This is a genomic window from Nocardia sp. NBC_01388, assembly GCF_045040085.1.
Classification (GTDB): domain Bacteria; phylum Actinomycetota; class Actinomycetes; order Mycobacteriales; family Mycobacteriaceae; genus Nocardia.
Genome location: NZ_CP109553.1, coordinates 7,121,617 through 7,135,281, shown reverse-complemented (window position 1 = coordinate 7,135,281; position 13,665 = coordinate 7,121,617). Strand labels below are relative to the sequence as shown.

Annotated in this window: 14 protein-coding genes; 4 read left to right on the top strand and 10 right to left on the bottom strand. The window is 68.8% G+C overall.

Going from position 1 to position 13,665, the window contains the following annotated elements:
• Positions 1 to 165: 165 nt before the first annotated feature.
• The 6 genes from OG716_RS34090 to OG716_RS34065 form a co-directional block, all read right to left on the bottom strand.
• The gene (locus tag OG716_RS34090; protein WP_355129169.1) at positions 166 to 903 is read right to left on the bottom strand and encodes a phosphoglyceromutase; all 738 of its coding nucleotides are present in this window, start codon (positions 901 to 903) and stop codon (positions 166 to 168) included.
• A gap of 55 nt (positions 904 to 958) precedes the next feature.
• Positions 959 to 1,138 (bottom strand): hypothetical protein, encoded by a 180-nt coding sequence (locus OG716_RS34085; protein ID WP_405134487.1) that lies wholly within the window; start codon positions 1,136 to 1,138, stop codon positions 959 to 961.
• Between the two features lie 61 nt (positions 1,139 to 1,199).
• The gene (locus OG716_RS34080; protein WP_405134486.1) at positions 1,200 to 2,084 is read right to left on the bottom strand and encodes an ROK family protein; all 885 of its coding nucleotides are present in this window, start codon (positions 2,082 to 2,084) and stop codon (positions 1,200 to 1,202) included.
• Positions 2,085 to 2,162: 78 nt separating this feature from the next.
• Positions 2,163 to 2,693 carry a YbjN domain-containing protein gene (locus OG716_RS34075; protein ID WP_405134485.1) on the bottom strand — a complete coding sequence of 177 codons (531 nt, stop codon included), beginning with the start codon at positions 2,691 to 2,693 and terminating at the stop codon, positions 2,163 to 2,165.
• Positions 2,690 to 4,105: a D-inositol-3-phosphate glycosyltransferase gene (mshA, locus tag OG716_RS34070; protein WP_405134484.1), complete on the bottom strand. Its 1,416-nt coding sequence runs from the start codon at positions 4,103 to 4,105 to the stop codon at positions 2,690 to 2,692. Before mshA ends, OG716_RS34075 begins: the two co-directional genes overlap by 4 nt.
• Positions 4,106 to 4,186: 81 nt before the next feature.
• Positions 4,187 to 5,011 (bottom strand): alpha/beta fold hydrolase, encoded by an 825-nt coding sequence (locus tag OG716_RS34065; protein ID WP_405134483.1) that lies wholly within the window; start codon positions 5,009 to 5,011, stop codon positions 4,187 to 4,189.
• Positions 5,012 to 5,301: 290 nt separating this feature from the next.
• Here OG716_RS34065 and OG716_RS34060 point away from each other — a divergent pair, with 290 nt between their 5' ends.
• A complete protein-coding gene (locus OG716_RS34060; RefSeq protein WP_405134482.1) occupies positions 5,302 to 6,036 on the top strand; it encodes an SDR family NAD(P)-dependent oxidoreductase in 735 nt (244 codons plus the stop codon).
• A 146-nt stretch (positions 6,037 to 6,182) separates the two neighbouring features.
• Here OG716_RS34060 and OG716_RS34055 read toward each other — a convergent pair whose 3' ends face one another.
• From OG716_RS34055 to OG716_RS34045, 3 genes are all read right to left on the bottom strand, one after another.
• Positions 6,183 to 7,265, bottom strand: a complete 1,083-nt coding sequence (locus OG716_RS34055; RefSeq protein ID WP_405134481.1) for a cytochrome P450 — start codon at positions 7,263 to 7,265, stop codon at positions 6,183 to 6,185.
• A 207-nt stretch (positions 7,266 to 7,472) separates the two neighbouring features.
• Positions 7,473 to 8,696, bottom strand: coding sequence for an Ig-like domain-containing protein (locus OG716_RS34050; protein WP_405140102.1), 1,224 nt, complete (start codon positions 8,694 to 8,696; stop codon positions 7,473 to 7,475).
• A 105-nt stretch (positions 8,697 to 8,801) separates the two neighbouring features.
• A complete protein-coding gene (locus tag OG716_RS34045) occupies positions 8,802 to 9,845 on the bottom strand; it encodes a UDP-N-acetylmuramate dehydrogenase (protein ID WP_405140100.1) in 1,044 nt (347 codons plus the stop codon).
• A gap of 92 nt (positions 9,846 to 9,937) precedes the next feature.
• On the opposite strand from OG716_RS34045, the gene OG716_RS34040 reads away from it, so the two are divergent.
• The 3 genes from OG716_RS34040 to OG716_RS34030 are packed head-to-tail and all read left to right on the top strand — an operon-like array spanning position 9,938 to position 11,743.
• Positions 9,938 to 10,423 (top strand): DUF2505 domain-containing protein, encoded by a 486-nt coding sequence (locus tag OG716_RS34040; RefSeq protein WP_355129147.1) that lies wholly within the window; start codon positions 9,938 to 9,940, stop codon positions 10,421 to 10,423.
• 31 nt (positions 10,424 to 10,454) lie between these two features.
• Positions 10,455 to 10,970 (top strand): DUF2505 domain-containing protein, encoded by a 516-nt coding sequence (locus OG716_RS34035; RefSeq protein WP_327142478.1) that lies wholly within the window; start codon positions 10,455 to 10,457, stop codon positions 10,968 to 10,970.
• Entirely contained in the window at positions 10,967 to 11,743 is a 777-nt protein-coding gene (locus OG716_RS34030; RefSeq protein WP_405140098.1) for a class I SAM-dependent methyltransferase, read from the top strand. The genes OG716_RS34035 and OG716_RS34030 overlap by 4 nt, the downstream gene beginning before the upstream one ends.
• Before the next feature lie 240 nt (positions 11,744 to 11,983).
• Here the strand turns inward: OG716_RS34030 and OG716_RS34025 are convergent, their stop codons facing one another.
• A complete protein-coding gene (locus tag OG716_RS34025; RefSeq protein WP_405134480.1) occupies positions 11,984 to 13,582 on the bottom strand; it encodes a hypothetical protein in 1,599 nt (532 codons plus the stop codon).
• Between the last annotated feature and the right edge of the window lie 83 nt (positions 13,583 to 13,665).

Genomic DNA, 13,665 nt, shown 5'->3' with positions numbered 1-13,665 from the left:
TTTAATGGGCAAAGCTTCGGCAAATTCGAATTGCGTTGGCGTGGAATACCCTACGGTCCCGTAATGAGAGTTGGATCACAGTCGCTACGAATACGATGAATGAAAACCGCGCTGTAGCCGGGTAATTCGGCTACAGCGCGTTGCGCGTATTACTGGTTCGCAGACTTACTTGGCGCCCTGATTCGCCACCGCGGCAGCGCCTGCGGCGGCCGCCTCCGGGTCGAGGTAGACACCCGGGCCGAGCGGCAACAGGTTCTCGTCCAGCTCGTACTTGAGCGGAATTCCGGTGGGAATGTTCAGCCCGGCAATATCCTCGTCGGAGATCCCCTCCAGGTGCTTCACCAGCGCTCGCAGCGAATTACCGTGCGCCGCAACAAGAACCGTCTTACCACCGCGCACGTCCTGGGCGATGGTGTCCTCCCAGTACGGCACCATGCGGGCGACGACATCCTTCAGGCATTCCGTCAGCGGCACATCGATTCCGGCGTACCGCGGATCGCCGTCCTGGCTGTACTCGCTGCCGGTCTCGATAGGCGGCGGCGGGGTGTCGTAGCTGCGGCGCCACAGCATGAACTGCTCGTCGCCGTACTCGGCCTTGGTCTGGGCCTTGTCCTTACCCTGCAGCGCACCGTAGTGACGCTCGTTGAGCCGCCAATCCCGGACGACCGGAATCCAATGCCGGTCACAGGCATCCAGCGCATTGTTCGCGGTGCTGATCGCACGCCGCAGCAGCGAGGTATAGACGATATCCGGGAGAATTCCGGCCTCGGCCAGCAATTCACCGGCACGCTTGCCTTCGGCGACACCCTTTTCCGTGAGCCGGACATCCACCCAGCCGGTGAACAGGTTGAGGGCATTCCATTCGCTCTCGCCGTGGCGCAGCAGCACGAGGGTGTACGTCATGGGGGTCATCTTTCCACGCGCCGGTTCGCTGTCGGCTCCGGCCCTGCGGGCCCGGTCAGGCCCACTCCACCTCGTCGAAGGTCATGGTCAGTCCGTGCCGCTGCTCCCCCACCGCCACTTCGACCCGTAGTTCCGAGCGGGCGGAGTCGACCGCCTGCACCACGGCGCAGACGCCACTGAACGGCCCCTCCGGAACGTAGACGACGTCACCCGGCTCGAATTCGATTAGCCCCACGTCCGCCACCGTAGTGGCAGCGTCACGCGACACACCGAACCTGTTTTCCCGACACGCGAAGTCAGGACCGGAGTGCGAGCAGGGCGGCGCCGGCGAGGGTCGCCTGATCGGTGAGCTCCGAAGGAACCACCCGCAGTTCACGTACGAAAACCAGGCGGGCATGCGCCGCGGCCGAGTCGAGCAGCGGCCGCCACAGCAGGTCGCCCGATTGCGCGAAGCCCCCGCCGACCACCACCAGATCGGTATCCAGCAGCGCGGCGGCGGAAGCGATGGCGGTGCCCAGCGCGGTACCCGCACGCTCCAGCGCGGCGCGGGCGAGACCGTCACCGGCCCGGGCGGATTCCGATAATTCGATGCCGGTGCTGCCGGTCCACCCCTGCCGCCGCGCCCAGCGCACGGACGACGGCCCGCTGGCCACCGCCTCCACACAGCCGAAGCCGCCGCAGGCGCAGGGTTCCGCACTGCCGGGGACCACGATATGACCGATGTGCCCGGCATTTCCGGTGCGCCCCATAAGGACTCGGCCCTCGGAGATGATGCCGCCGCCGATTCCGGAGGACACCGTCAGCGCGAGCACGTCCGCGATACCGCGGGCCGCACCCCAGCGCTGTTCGGCCAGGGCCAGGCAGACGCCGTCGATGGCGAAGCGAACAGTGGCGTCCGGGAACAACTCCCGGACCGCCCCCACAATGCCGAACCCGCCTGCCCACTCCGGAATATTGAGCGGGCCGGTCGAACCGGCGCGCACGTCCACCGGTCCCGCCGCGCCGATGCCGACCGCGGTCACCCGCCCGGTTCCCGCTACGCGCAGCAGCAGCTCACGGCAGGCGGGCCAAACCCCGGCCGCGGGAACTTGAATGCGCTCGGACGACGGCACGCTGCCCTGCGAATCAACAAGGCCCGCAGCGAATTTCGTCGCGCCGATATCCAATGCCAACGCCACCATGGGCCGTCGGTCTCCTTCGATCCGGGTGCTGAACAGACGATTCCGACGGGCCGCGTCTGCGATTCCGCCGTCCGGAGGCTAGACCTTCTCTGCCTTGTCGTCGGCGTCCACGAGATGTTCGAACGCGCGCAGATTCTTCAGCGATTCGCCGCGCGAGACCCGCCACTTCCATTCCTTGCGAATGGATTCCGCGAAACCGAGCTCGAGCAGGGTATTGAAATCGGCGTCCACGGCCTCGAGCACCTGACCGAACCAGCGGTCGAGTTCATCGGGCGTGACGGCGTGCGTGGACATGCGGCCGACCAGGTAGATGTCACCGACATTGTCCAGCGTGTATGCCACCCCGTAGAGGCGGCGATTACGGCGCAGCAGGAATTTGTAGACGCCCTCGAAGTTCTCGTCCGGCTTGCGGCAGACGAAGGACTCCATCCGAATGCCGTGCTTGCCGACGGTGACGCCGAGCGCGGTCTTGAGTTTCCGCTCTCCCGGCAGGATGACGACGAACGTACCGTCGGCCTCACGGGTGTATTCGATCTCGCGATCCCGCAGGGTGTCGTCGATCAGCTTCGCGGTGGCCTCGGCGGTATCACCCTGTGCGGCTTCGCTCATCGGCGTACGACTCCCATCCGGCGCCGCCATGCCGGCTCGACCTCGACCCGTATCGGTCTCGGACTCCCAACTGGCCACGGCATTGATCTTGCATGAGGACTGTCGGCGTGCACGCTACCGGTGCGAACGCGCCCGGTGCGGGACTGGGCGAGCGCGGCGGAATAGCTGTCCAGCAGACCGTCGGCGGTATGCGCCCAGGAGAAGTTCGAGGCGTGCTCGACAGCCGCCGTGCCCATCTGCTCCAGCCGGGCGGGGTCGTCGAGCAGAAGTCGCAGTGCCGCAGCCCAATCGGCGGTCTGATGGCCGGGCACCAGCAGCCCCGTGGCGCCGTCCCGCACCGCGGTGCCGAGCCCGCCCACATCGGCGGCCAGCACCGGAGTGCCACTGGCCTGCGCCTCGATGGCGACGAGGCCGAAAGATTCGTTGTAGCTGGGCACGGCCACCAGATCGGCCGCGCGATACACCTGCACCAGGCGGTGCGGCGGCTGCGGCGGCAGGAAGGTGACACGATCGGAAATGCCGAGCGCGGAAGCCAATTCGATCAGCGCGTCGGGGCGCTCCAGGCCGGTGCCGGACGGGCCGCCGACGATCAGCACGCGCAGCGGGCGCGTGGCGTCCATTCCGGTGCGCGCGTCCTCGTCGGCCAGCATCTGCGCGGCGGCGCGCACGAGCACATCCGGCGCCTTGAGCGGCTGGATGCGGCCGACGAAGGCCACGATCCGCTCATTGTGGGGCAGGCCCAGTTCCGCACGGGCGGCCGCGCGGTCGCCGGGGCGGTAGCGGGTGAGGTCCGCGCCGGGCAGCACCACATCGATGTGCTCGGGGTCCGCGCCGTACAGCTCGACCAACTGCCGCGCTTCCTCGGCGGTATTGGCGACCAGGCGATCGGACTCCGCGACGATCTGCTTCTCACCGATCACCCGGGCGGCCGGTTCCGGGGTATCGCCCTCGGCGAGGTAGAGGTTCTTCACCGCGGCGAGCGTGTGCGCGGTGTGCACCATGGGCACCCGCCAGCGATCCCGCGCCAGCCAGCCGACCTGGCCGGAGAGCCAGTAGTTGGAGTGGATGAGGTCATAGTGGCCGGGCAGGTGCCGGGCCTCCTGCCGCAGCACCTCGGCCGCGAACGGGCACAGCTGGGTGGGCAGATCGTGTTTGTCCAGGCCCTCGAACGGGCCGGCGACCACATTCCGGACCAGCACGCCGGGGGCGGCCTCGACCAGGGGTTCGTCATTGGAGGAGGTGGCGCGGGTGAAGATCTCCACCTGGGTGCCGCGGCGGGCCAGTTCGATGGCCGTCTGCAGGACGTACACATTCATACCGCCGGCATCGCCGGTGCCCGGTTGGGCGAGGGGGGAGGTATGTACCGACAGCACGGCAATCCGATGGGGCCGTAGGTCGGAACGTTGACTCACTACACCAGTGTGCACGCCTCGGGTAGCCGGAGAGACGTGGGTTACCCTACGAAGTGACCCTGCTCACAGGAAAGCGCCCGGTCAGCCCAGGGATTCCACGAAGGCCGTGAGTTCCGCGACAAAGCGTTCGGGGTCCTCGACGAACAGGCCGTGCTGCGCGCCCTCCCAGTAGGACGTGCTCGCGTTCGGGACGGTCTCGGCGATGTAGCGGCCGTTCGCGACCTCGACCACCGGATCGGCGGTGCCGTGCATGACGAAGACCGGAACATCCAGCGTGCGCAGGGTTTCGGTGTTGTCGACAGTGCGGTAGAACAGCGCCTTGCGCACCCGCGGCAGGGTGGCGAGGCTGCCACCGAACAGCCGCTGGGCGTCGCCGCCCTTGTCCCGGCCGGGCCCGGTATTGGCGCTGCCGAACGCCCCGAAACCGCGCATGGCGCGACCGGCGCTCTCCTCGAAGACATCGGGAATGGCCTTCTGCATGGCCGGGCCGGGCTGCGCACCCGGGACTCCCCTGCCGATGCCCGCCTGCGATCCGGTGTAGACGACGCCCGCGACCGCGCCGGTGCCGTAGGCGGCGAGGTAGTCGCTGAGCACGATGCCGCCGTAGGACCAGCCCAGCAGGACCGCGCCGTCGGCGATGCCCTCGGCGGCCAGCACGGCGGCCACGTCGGCGGCCCAGTTCTTCGGGTCGTCGTATCCGGCCTCGGGGGCGTCGGAGTAGCCGTGGCCGCGCAGATCCAGCGCGATCACCCGGAATCGCCCGGCCAGATCGTCCGCGGCGCGACCCCAGCACCGCAGGTTTCCGGACCAGCCGTGCAGCAGCACCAGCGGCCGCGCACCCTCCGGACCGGTGACCCGGTAAACGATGGTGGTGCCGTCCGCGCTGACTACTTCCCGAATCGCCATACCCGCCAGGCTAACCGGCAGGGGGTGCCGGACTCTCGCGCCCGCGCGGCAGGCTTCGCTCGCGCGTCCGCGGGGAAGGCTTCGCTCGCGCGCCCGCGCGGCAGGCTTCGCAGCACATGGCGGGACTCGCGCTCCCCTGACACAAATGGGCACGGGGGCGTAGCGCTCACCCTGACGCAAAAGCGGTCACGCGGCGGATGCGTGGTCGGAGCAGGGGGATCGCACTGCCCACGTCGCCACGGCGGAACCTCGGCGGGGCGGGGCGGACACGCCGTGTTTAGGCTCTGAGCATGAGCATTCGTACCGCTGTCGTGACCGGGGCCAGTTCGGGGATCGGGGAGGCTACTGCCCGGGAACTCGCGAAGCAGGGGTACCACGTGGTGGTGGGGGCGCGTCGGATCGATCGGCTGGAGCAGCTGGCCGCGGAGATCGGCGGGACGGCGCTGCCGCTGGACGTGACCGGCGACGAGTCGGTGCGGGCCTTCACCGAGGCGATCGGCGAGGTGCACGTGCTGGTCAACAATGCCGGTGGCGCAAAGGGTTTGGCGCCGGTCGCCGAGGCCGATCTGGACGACTGGCGCTGGATGTGGGAGACCAATGTGCTCGGCACGCTGCGTCTGACCAAGGCGCTGCTGCCGAAACTCATCGCGTCCGGCGACGGCCTCATCGTCACCATCACCTCGGTGGCGGCATTCGTCCACTACGACAACGGTTCCGGCTACACCTCCGCCAAGCACGCCCAGGCGGTGCTGCACCGCACCCTGCGCGGCGAACTCCTCGGACAGCCGGTGCGCCTCACCGAAATCGCCCCCGGCGCAGTCGAAACCGAATTCTCCCTGGTCCGATTCGACGGCGACGCCGAACGCGCCGCCAAGGTCTACGAGGGCATCGACCCGCTGCTGGCCACCGATATCGCCGAGATCGTCGGCTTCGTCGCCTCCCGCCCACCGCACGTCAACCTCGACACCATCGTCGTGAAGCCCCGCGACCAGGCCGAAGCCGGCCGCTTCGCCCGCCGCAGCTGACCCTGCCGGGACGACAGTCCCCGCCATCCCGGCCGCAGCCCCGCCATCCCGGCCGCAGCCCCGCCATCCCGGCCGCAGCCCCGCCATCCCGGCCGCAGCCCCGCCATCCCGGCCTACTCTTGGCCGGGATCCACTGCGGCCGAACATCAATCGGTCAGGCGAATCCGCAACGTCTCGTACGTGGGGATGAAAACGTTTCTGCGGTAACGGCGTTCGACGATTTCCCACGGACGGCCGTTGGCGGTCAGCGCCCCGAGCAACGCCGTCAGCTCCGAATGGACGAGTTGTGCGCCCAAGCAGAGGTGACGGCCGCCGCCGAACCAGAGCTGGCGGGCCTCCGGATTGTAATCGCGGTGGATGCTGAATTTTCCGGCAGCATTGTTGATTGACCAGGTCAGGATTTTGACATGTTCGCCCGCAATCAGTTGGCGGCCCGCGATTTCCACATCGGCGGTGACGGAGCGCCCCACCAGATAGGCCGGGCTGGTGACCCGCAGGGTCTCGCGAACGGCGTCGGGAGTGCGCTCCGGTGCGGCCAGCAGCGCGCGCTGGTCACCACTGTCGTGCAGCAGGGCAACCATGCGGCTCATGGCGCTGGCCAGGGTGTCGGTGCCCGCGACGGCCATGAGCATGGCCAAACCGGACGCATGATCCTGGGCCAAGCCGAGTTCGCGGCAGCGGCCGAGGGTGGTCGAGCCATCGGCGCGGGCATAGGCGGCGGGGACGGAGCTGGAGAGCTTGCCGACAAGCGTGCGGGCGCGGTCCACCGCCACCGGGTCGAGCGTGGTGGAGGCCATGGTGCCCATGGCCAGGTTCACCAGCTCTTCGACGTGCTCGAAGAGAATCCGGAACGGCTCGTCCGCATCATCGCCGGAGGTCCGGCCGTCACCGGCGAACGTCGCGGAAATCAATTCGGCGTCGATCGCGCACTGCCACGCCAGCGGATCATCGGACAGCAGTCGCCGCACCGGAATTCGCGGATCCTGCAGCGGCAGCAACCGGGGGTCGCCACTGCCCGCGTCCGCCACACCCACCCGCAGGAGCGGGTATTCGGCGGTCAATGCCGCTGCCGCGCACTCGATTCGCTCGGCGGTGAGCTGCCCGCGCACGCGCACCCGCGCGGTGCAATTCGACGGGGAAATCCGGTCGATGATCCAGAACCAGCGCTCCGAAGGGCTCAGCGGCCGCCCGAAAGCCGTTGCCGCTGTTGCCGACGTACTCGCGACCACCGTCCAACCTTCCGCACTGCTCCCTGCGACGCAGATTAGTGCCATTCCCCAGGCTTCGCACCTGGCGATAACTCTGTACGCAGCTCGGGATATCGCGCGGTGCACGCATCGCGACAACCCGTGCGCAGACGGAAGCGGCGCAGGCGCTCCCGGTGGGGTGCCTGCGCCGTTCTGTGACTATCCGGACGTGCTGTGACTATCGGAAGGTCAGCGAGCGCCCGGTGTGGTCGGGGCGGCGCCGCCCGGCGCCTGCGGGGCGACCGGAGCCGCCGAGACCACGGTGGCCGGATCGGCCTGCAGCGCCGACATGCTCTTCCAGGTATCCCAGTCGATGGTCCAGTCGTAGAGGTCGCCGTCCGCCGCGGAGAGATTGATGCGGGTGCCGGTCACCTCCACCGGATCACCGTAGAGCGCGGTCGGGAAGAAGGCCTGGGCATCACTCGGGCTGAGGTTGATGCAGCCGTTGGTGACATTGGAATTACCCTGTGCGGAAATCGATTCCGGGTTCGCGTGGATGAACTCGCCGTTATTGGAGATGCGCACCGCCCAGCGCTCGCGCGCATTCGTGTAGAACGGCGGATTCGACATGACGAAATCCTCGTACTTCTCCGTCACCACGTGGATGCCGGAGCGCGTCACATTGCGATCCTCATTGCCCTCGCCGTAGCTGACGGGGATATCGACCACGGTCTGCCCGTCGCGGATGACCTGCATGCGGTGGCTGGTGGCCACGGCCCGCACGATCTGCGAACGGCCGATCTTGAAGTCGGAGGTGATATCGGCGGTGCCGAAGGCGCCCTCACCCATATCGAGACCGTAGAGCTTGGCGCCCACGTGCACGGTGGTGCCGGGCTGCCAGTACTCGCGGGGCCGCCAGTGCGCGCGGGAGCCGCCGTTGGAATCGGGCAGCCAGGCCCACGAACCCTCGGCCGCGGGGGTGGTGGTGACGGTCAGCGCCTTCTCGACGGCCGCCTTGTTGTCGATATGCGAGTTGAACTGCAGGATGATCGGCGCGGCAATGCCGACCTGCTGGTTGTCGGCGATATTGATCGTCGCCGACACCTGGTTCTTGGGGGTGACGGTGGTGAACTTGGATTCGATCGGCACCGGCTTGCCGTCGGTGCCGGTGGCGGTACCGGACCAGCTGTAGGTGACGCCGTATCCGAGCGGTTCGGTGACGGTGAACCTACTGTGGTCGGGGGCGAGCTCGCCGGTGACCTGCTTACCGTTCGGATTGGTCAGCGCCACCTGATCGATGCGGCCCTGGGTCACCGAGACCGAGACCGGGGCGGTGGGGTTGACGTTCTGTGTGCCGTCACCAGGGGTTGTGGTCACCTTGGCGGCGGGAACGGCCGGCTTGTCGGGGGTGCCGCCGCCCTTATCGGACGTGCATCCGGCCACCAGCGCCACCACCGCCAGCAGCGCGGCCATGACAGCGGCTGCCCGCCGGACCGGGAATCCTCGATTGCTCACCCGCTCGAGGTTACCTGGGCAAACCGACACCTCCAGCCGCCGAAACCGTGGTCCCCGCCACCCCTACAGCGTGACTCCCACTGTGACAGGTTCCGGTTCCAGATGGATTCGGAACCGTTCAGCAACTCCCTGGCGAACTGTTCGCGCCAATACCGCCAGATCTTCCGCGGAGGCCGCGCCCCGATTGGTCAGTGCCAAAGTGTGTTTGGTGGACAGCCGTGCCGGAGCCGCCGCGTCCGGATAGCCCTTGGCGAATCCGGCGCGCTCGATGAGCCAACCCGCGGAGAACTTCACCCCGCCCTCGACCGGCCAGGTGGGCACCGCCACATCGGGACCGACATATGTGGCGATCGCCTCACGCACCGCCGCCGCGTCGCTGTCCGGAACCACCGGATTCGTGAAGAACGATCCGGCACTCCAGGTGTCGTGGTCGCCCGGATCGAGCACCATGCCCTTACTCGCCCGCAGCCGCAGCACCTCGGCCCGCACCGGCGCGGCCGGACGGGATTCCCCCTCCTGCGCACCCAGCGCGGCCGCCAGCTCCCGATAACCCAGCGGTGCGCTGGAACCATCGCCGCGCAGCGCGAATTCGACCGCCAGCACCACCGCCGCCGAACTGTGCTTCAACACCGAAGTGCGATAACCGAATCCGAGCTCGCCCGGTTCGGCCCAGCGAATCTCACCGCTCGCACGATCCAGCAGCCGCACCCGGCGCAGCAGCGAGGCGACCTCCACGCCATAGGCGCCGACATTCTGCACCGGCGTGGCGCCGGCGGAACCCGGTATGCCGGAAAGGCATTCGAGACCGCCGTAGCCCGCCTCGACCGAAGTCGCCACCACCGCATCCCAATTCGCACCCGCCGCCGCGGTCACGAAGCCGTCGCCGATCTCGACGTCGGTCGTGGCGATATGGACGACCACGCCCGGGAAACCCTCGTCGGCGATCAGCAGATTGGAGCCACCGGCGATGAGCAGCACCGGAATTCCGGCCGCGTCCAGCTCGCGCACGGTCGCCACCAGCGATTCGGTGCTCGCGCACTCCGCGACAATCGCGGGACCGCCCACCCGCAGCGTCGTCAGCTCCGCCAGCGGCACCGCGGCCCGCAGGCTCGCGCCGGTCCCGGCGAGCCGGTCCCGCACGTCGTCGAAGGACACCACCCCAGTTGTACGCACAGGCACAGACGGTAGCCTGTCCGACCATGGCGACACCTCTGGCCTTCACTGGGCAATCGACCCATTCCACCGCCGCCGTGCGCGCTGCCTTCTCGAACGAGCAGTACTGGAAGGACCGGATCGAGGCCGTCGGCGGGCCCAACGCCCGCATCGAATCGCTCTCCATCTCCGGCGACCAGGTGCGGGTGGAGATGATCCAGGCGATTCCGGCCTCCGAACTGCCCGCTCAGGTCACCGCGGTGCGCCCGGGCGATCTGGTGATCCCGCGCATCGAGACCTGGAACGGCAGCGGCGGCACCGTCGAAGCGCGCGTGGACGGCGTACCGGCCAGCGTGAACGGCACACTGACCGTCAGCGATTCGGGCACCGGCTCCGCCTACGTGGTGGACGCCGTGATCGAGGTGAAGATCCCGCTCTTCGGCCGCAAGATCGAAGCCGCCATCCAGGAACACCTGACCGAACTGCTCGCACGCGAGGCCGAGTTCACCGACAATTGGCTGAGTTCGCACTGACACGGCCCGCACGGCAGTAACCTGACCGATCGTGCCCCGCCGACTCGACTATTCCGCGCGCTATCCGCTGCACACCACCAAAGAGGTGTACGCGGCGCTCATGAACCGCGACCTCTGGGACGCGCGGATCGAGGAGATGCGTAAACACTCCCCCAACGACCTCGTCCGCCTCGAATCCGGTGATTCCGGGATAGAGGTCGAAACCCGCCACGTGCTGCCGCGAGAGAGCCTGCCAGACCTCGCACAGGCCGTCATGCGCAAGGACATGGTGATCACCCGCACCGAGCGGTACGGGGCCTTCGGACCCGAGGTGACCGGCGAATACACCACTTTCATGCCCGGCGGACCGGGCACCCTGAACGGCACCATGCGGCTGTTCCCCACCGATACCGGCTGCACCCTGCGCACCTCCTCGGAGGCGCATGTGCAGCTCCCGTTCCTCGGACGCAAGCTCGAACAGCTCATGCTGGTGAACCTGATCGACCTGTTCCGAGCCGAGGCCGAGGTGACGAAGCTCTGGCTGGATCAGCAGCACCCCGTCGGCTGATCAAACCGATCGGCACCATCACCCGCGGCACCACCGGCATCAACCGGCTGCGCCGCGGGGATCGATGGCTCGCGCACGAGGCGACGGTCGCCGAACGATTGCTGAATGCGGACGACCCACTCGTAGTCGACCTCGGCTACGGCGCGAGTCCGGTCACCACCCTGGAAATGGCGGCGCGACTACGGACCGTGCGCGCGGATCTGCGCGTGGCCGGCCTGGAAATCGATCCGGCGCGGGTGGTCCCCGGACAGGACGGGGTCGTGTTCGCCCGCGGCGGTTTCGAATTGGCCGGACTGCGGCCGATCCTGGTGCGCGCCTTCAATGTGCTGCGCCAATACCCGGAATCGGCTGTCCCCGAGGCCTGGTCGACCATCCTGTCCGGCCTCGCCCCCGGCGGCCTGCTGCTCGACGGCACCTGCGATGAACTCGGCCGCCGCTGCGCCTGGATCCTGCTGGACCGCACCGGCCCCCGCACCCTCACCCTGGCCTGGGACCCCTTCACCGTCGACCAACCCTCGGACCTCGCCGAACGCCTCCCCAAAGCCCTCATCCACCGCAATATCCCCGGCGAACCCATCCACGCGCTCCTCACCGCCGCCGACCGCGCCTGGTCCCACGCCGCCCCCCTCGCCCCCTACGGCCCCCGCGCCCGCTGGCGCCACGCCGCAGACCTCTTGCGCCAGCAGGGTTTCCCCCTCCGCCCCCAGCGCCGCCGCCTCCGCGACAACCAGCTCACCATCCCCTGGTCAGCCGTCGCGCCCCTCCCCCACTGACGCCCGCCCCCGCCATCCCGGCGTGCGCACAGCCCGTGACCGCGATATTCGCGCGCCCGAAAACCACTCGGGGCCGGACAATTCAGCGCCGGAAGCCGACCGTTCCATGAAGCGCTGTGCCGCACCGCGCCGCAGGCGGCAGGACCCGAAACCGTTGCGCCGCTGAGAGACGCGCTGCGCGGCCCAGGTGTGGATGCCCGGCCGACAATATGCCGGAATGACGAGCGAGGCCGGGGCCGATCAGTCGTCGAGGTCCAGGGCGGAGCCGACGCGATCTCGGAGTGCTTGCAGCGAGCCGGATACCGCGGCCGGGGCCAGCAGCGAGCGGGGAGTGAAGGGTTGCCGCCAGAGACCGCCGTGGGCTGCGCCATCGGTGAACAGCAACTCCGGATTCCTTGGGCCACCGGCTGATTCGCCTGGGCTATCGGCGGTTCCGCGTGGGCTATCGGCGGTGCCCCTCGAGCCGTCGGCAGTCTCGGGCGTGCCCGCGGGCGACTCCCCGGGTGTCATGAGGTCGGCGACCAGCTTGGCGGCCAGCAGTACCCGGGCGGTCGCGGCGTCGAAGACCTCGATGCCGAAGTGGGTGGCGGCCCGGTATGCGGCGGCGCGCCAGGGGTTTTCGTGGACCGCGGAGTTCCAGGTGGGCGGGGCCACGGTGTAGGAGACGGCGTGGCCGGTGGAGTGGGCGCGGACGGCACGCCAGCGTGGGAGGCGCTGGGCGAGGGCGTAATCCGGGCCGCTCAGGTAGGGCAGGTTGTCGAACAGGCCCCAGCGCGATCCCTCCGCGTCCAGGACGGGGCGCAGATAGTTCAAGCGGTACAGCGAGTTCGGGGCCAGCCGGTGCAGCACATCCTGGGTGGTTCCGCGAATTCCGCGGCGGTCCAGCTGTTCCCGGGCGGCGAGCACGATCGATTCCGGGACGGCGTAGCAGTCGGTCGGCGAGCCGAGCAGTGCCAGCGCGGCGTCCGGATGCTCGCGCAGCAGGGATTCGGCGAGCACATCGGAGGCGGCGGCAATGCGCAGACCGGCCGCACCGGGCAGGCCCGCGTACAGGCCGAGCGCCGGACGGGCATCGGTGTGCGCGGCGATCCAGTGCGTCAGCGCCGGAAGGTATCTGGTGATATCCACACCCGGACCGGCAGCCGCCGCGGGAAAGGATACGGCCCCGGCGCCGGCGCGAGCCTGTGCGCGCAGCCGATCCCAGCGCGCCCGTCCGGGCCGATCGACCGCGAGCACCTCCGCGCCCCAGGCCAGCAGCGGGCTCAGCGGGCTCAGCTCCGCCGCCGCACCGATCACCGTCAGCCGGAATCCGGGCAGCCGCAACCACTCCGGATGATCGATCACGCGCTGTACCGCGGCCACGAAACCCGGTTCGAAGATGCCGCGGTCTTCCCATTCGACCAGTTGCCGCCGCAATTCGTCCGCGGCCAGCACTCGCCCGCGCCAGGGCACTTCCAATCGTGCTGTCGGCGTGCCGGTTCCGGTGACCGTCTCGGTGTCGAGCCCCGCCCCCTTGCCGGGCGCCGACATATCGGCGTCCTCCAGCGAAGTGACGGTGCGCCCGGCGGCGAAGCGCAGCACGGTGCGCACCGAATGCAGCCCGTCGGTGGCGATTCCGAGCGATACCCGGGGCGAGCTCACCGCCAGCGCGGTGATCCCCCGGAAGACGCGGCGATGCCCATGCCGCCAATCCCGGCTGGTCTCCACCGATTGCGCGAGATCGGCGTCATAGCGCCGCACCGCGTCCGCGACCACCGCCGCCGACACCATCTCCGCCATTCTTTCGGGCGGTCCGGGCGGAAAAGCCAGATCCCACATGCCATCGCGGACCATCCCCATGATCAGTCACCCTGCCACGAAACAGGGCCGCGCAAAACTCGAACGTCGCAGAACGGGCGCATAATCCGCGGGGCACATCGGCG

Bases quoted from the DNA above. Each gene is read 5' to 3' on its own strand.
- OG716_RS34090 (WP_355129169.1), bottom strand. From the start codon at position 903: ATGACGTACACCCTCGTGCTGCTGCGCCACGGCGAGAGCGAATGGAAT.
- OG716_RS34080 (WP_405134486.1), bottom strand. From the start codon at position 2,084: ATGGTGGCGTTGGCATTGGATATCGGCGCGACGAAATTCGCTGCGGGC.
- OG716_RS34075 (WP_405134485.1), bottom strand. From the start codon at position 2,693: ATGAGCGAAGCCGCACAGGGTGATACCGCCGAGGCCACCGCGAAGCTG.
- OG716_RS34065 (WP_405134483.1), bottom strand. From the start codon at position 5,011: ATGGCGATTCGGGAAGTAGTCAGCGCGGACGGCACCACCATCGTTTAC.
- OG716_RS34060 (WP_405134482.1), top strand. From the start codon at position 5,302: ATGAGCATTCGTACCGCTGTCGTGACCGGGGCCAGTTCGGGGATCGGG.
- OG716_RS34050 (WP_405140102.1), bottom strand. From the start codon at position 8,696: ATGGCCGCGCTGCTGGCGGTGGTGGCGCTGGTGGCCGGATGCACGTCC.
- OG716_RS34040 (WP_355129147.1), top strand. From the start codon at position 9,938: ATGGCGACACCTCTGGCCTTCACTGGGCAATCGACCCATTCCACCGCC.
- OG716_RS34025 (WP_405134480.1), bottom strand. From the start codon at position 13,582: ATGGGGATGGTCCGCGATGGCATGTGGGATCTGGCTTTTCCGCCCGGA.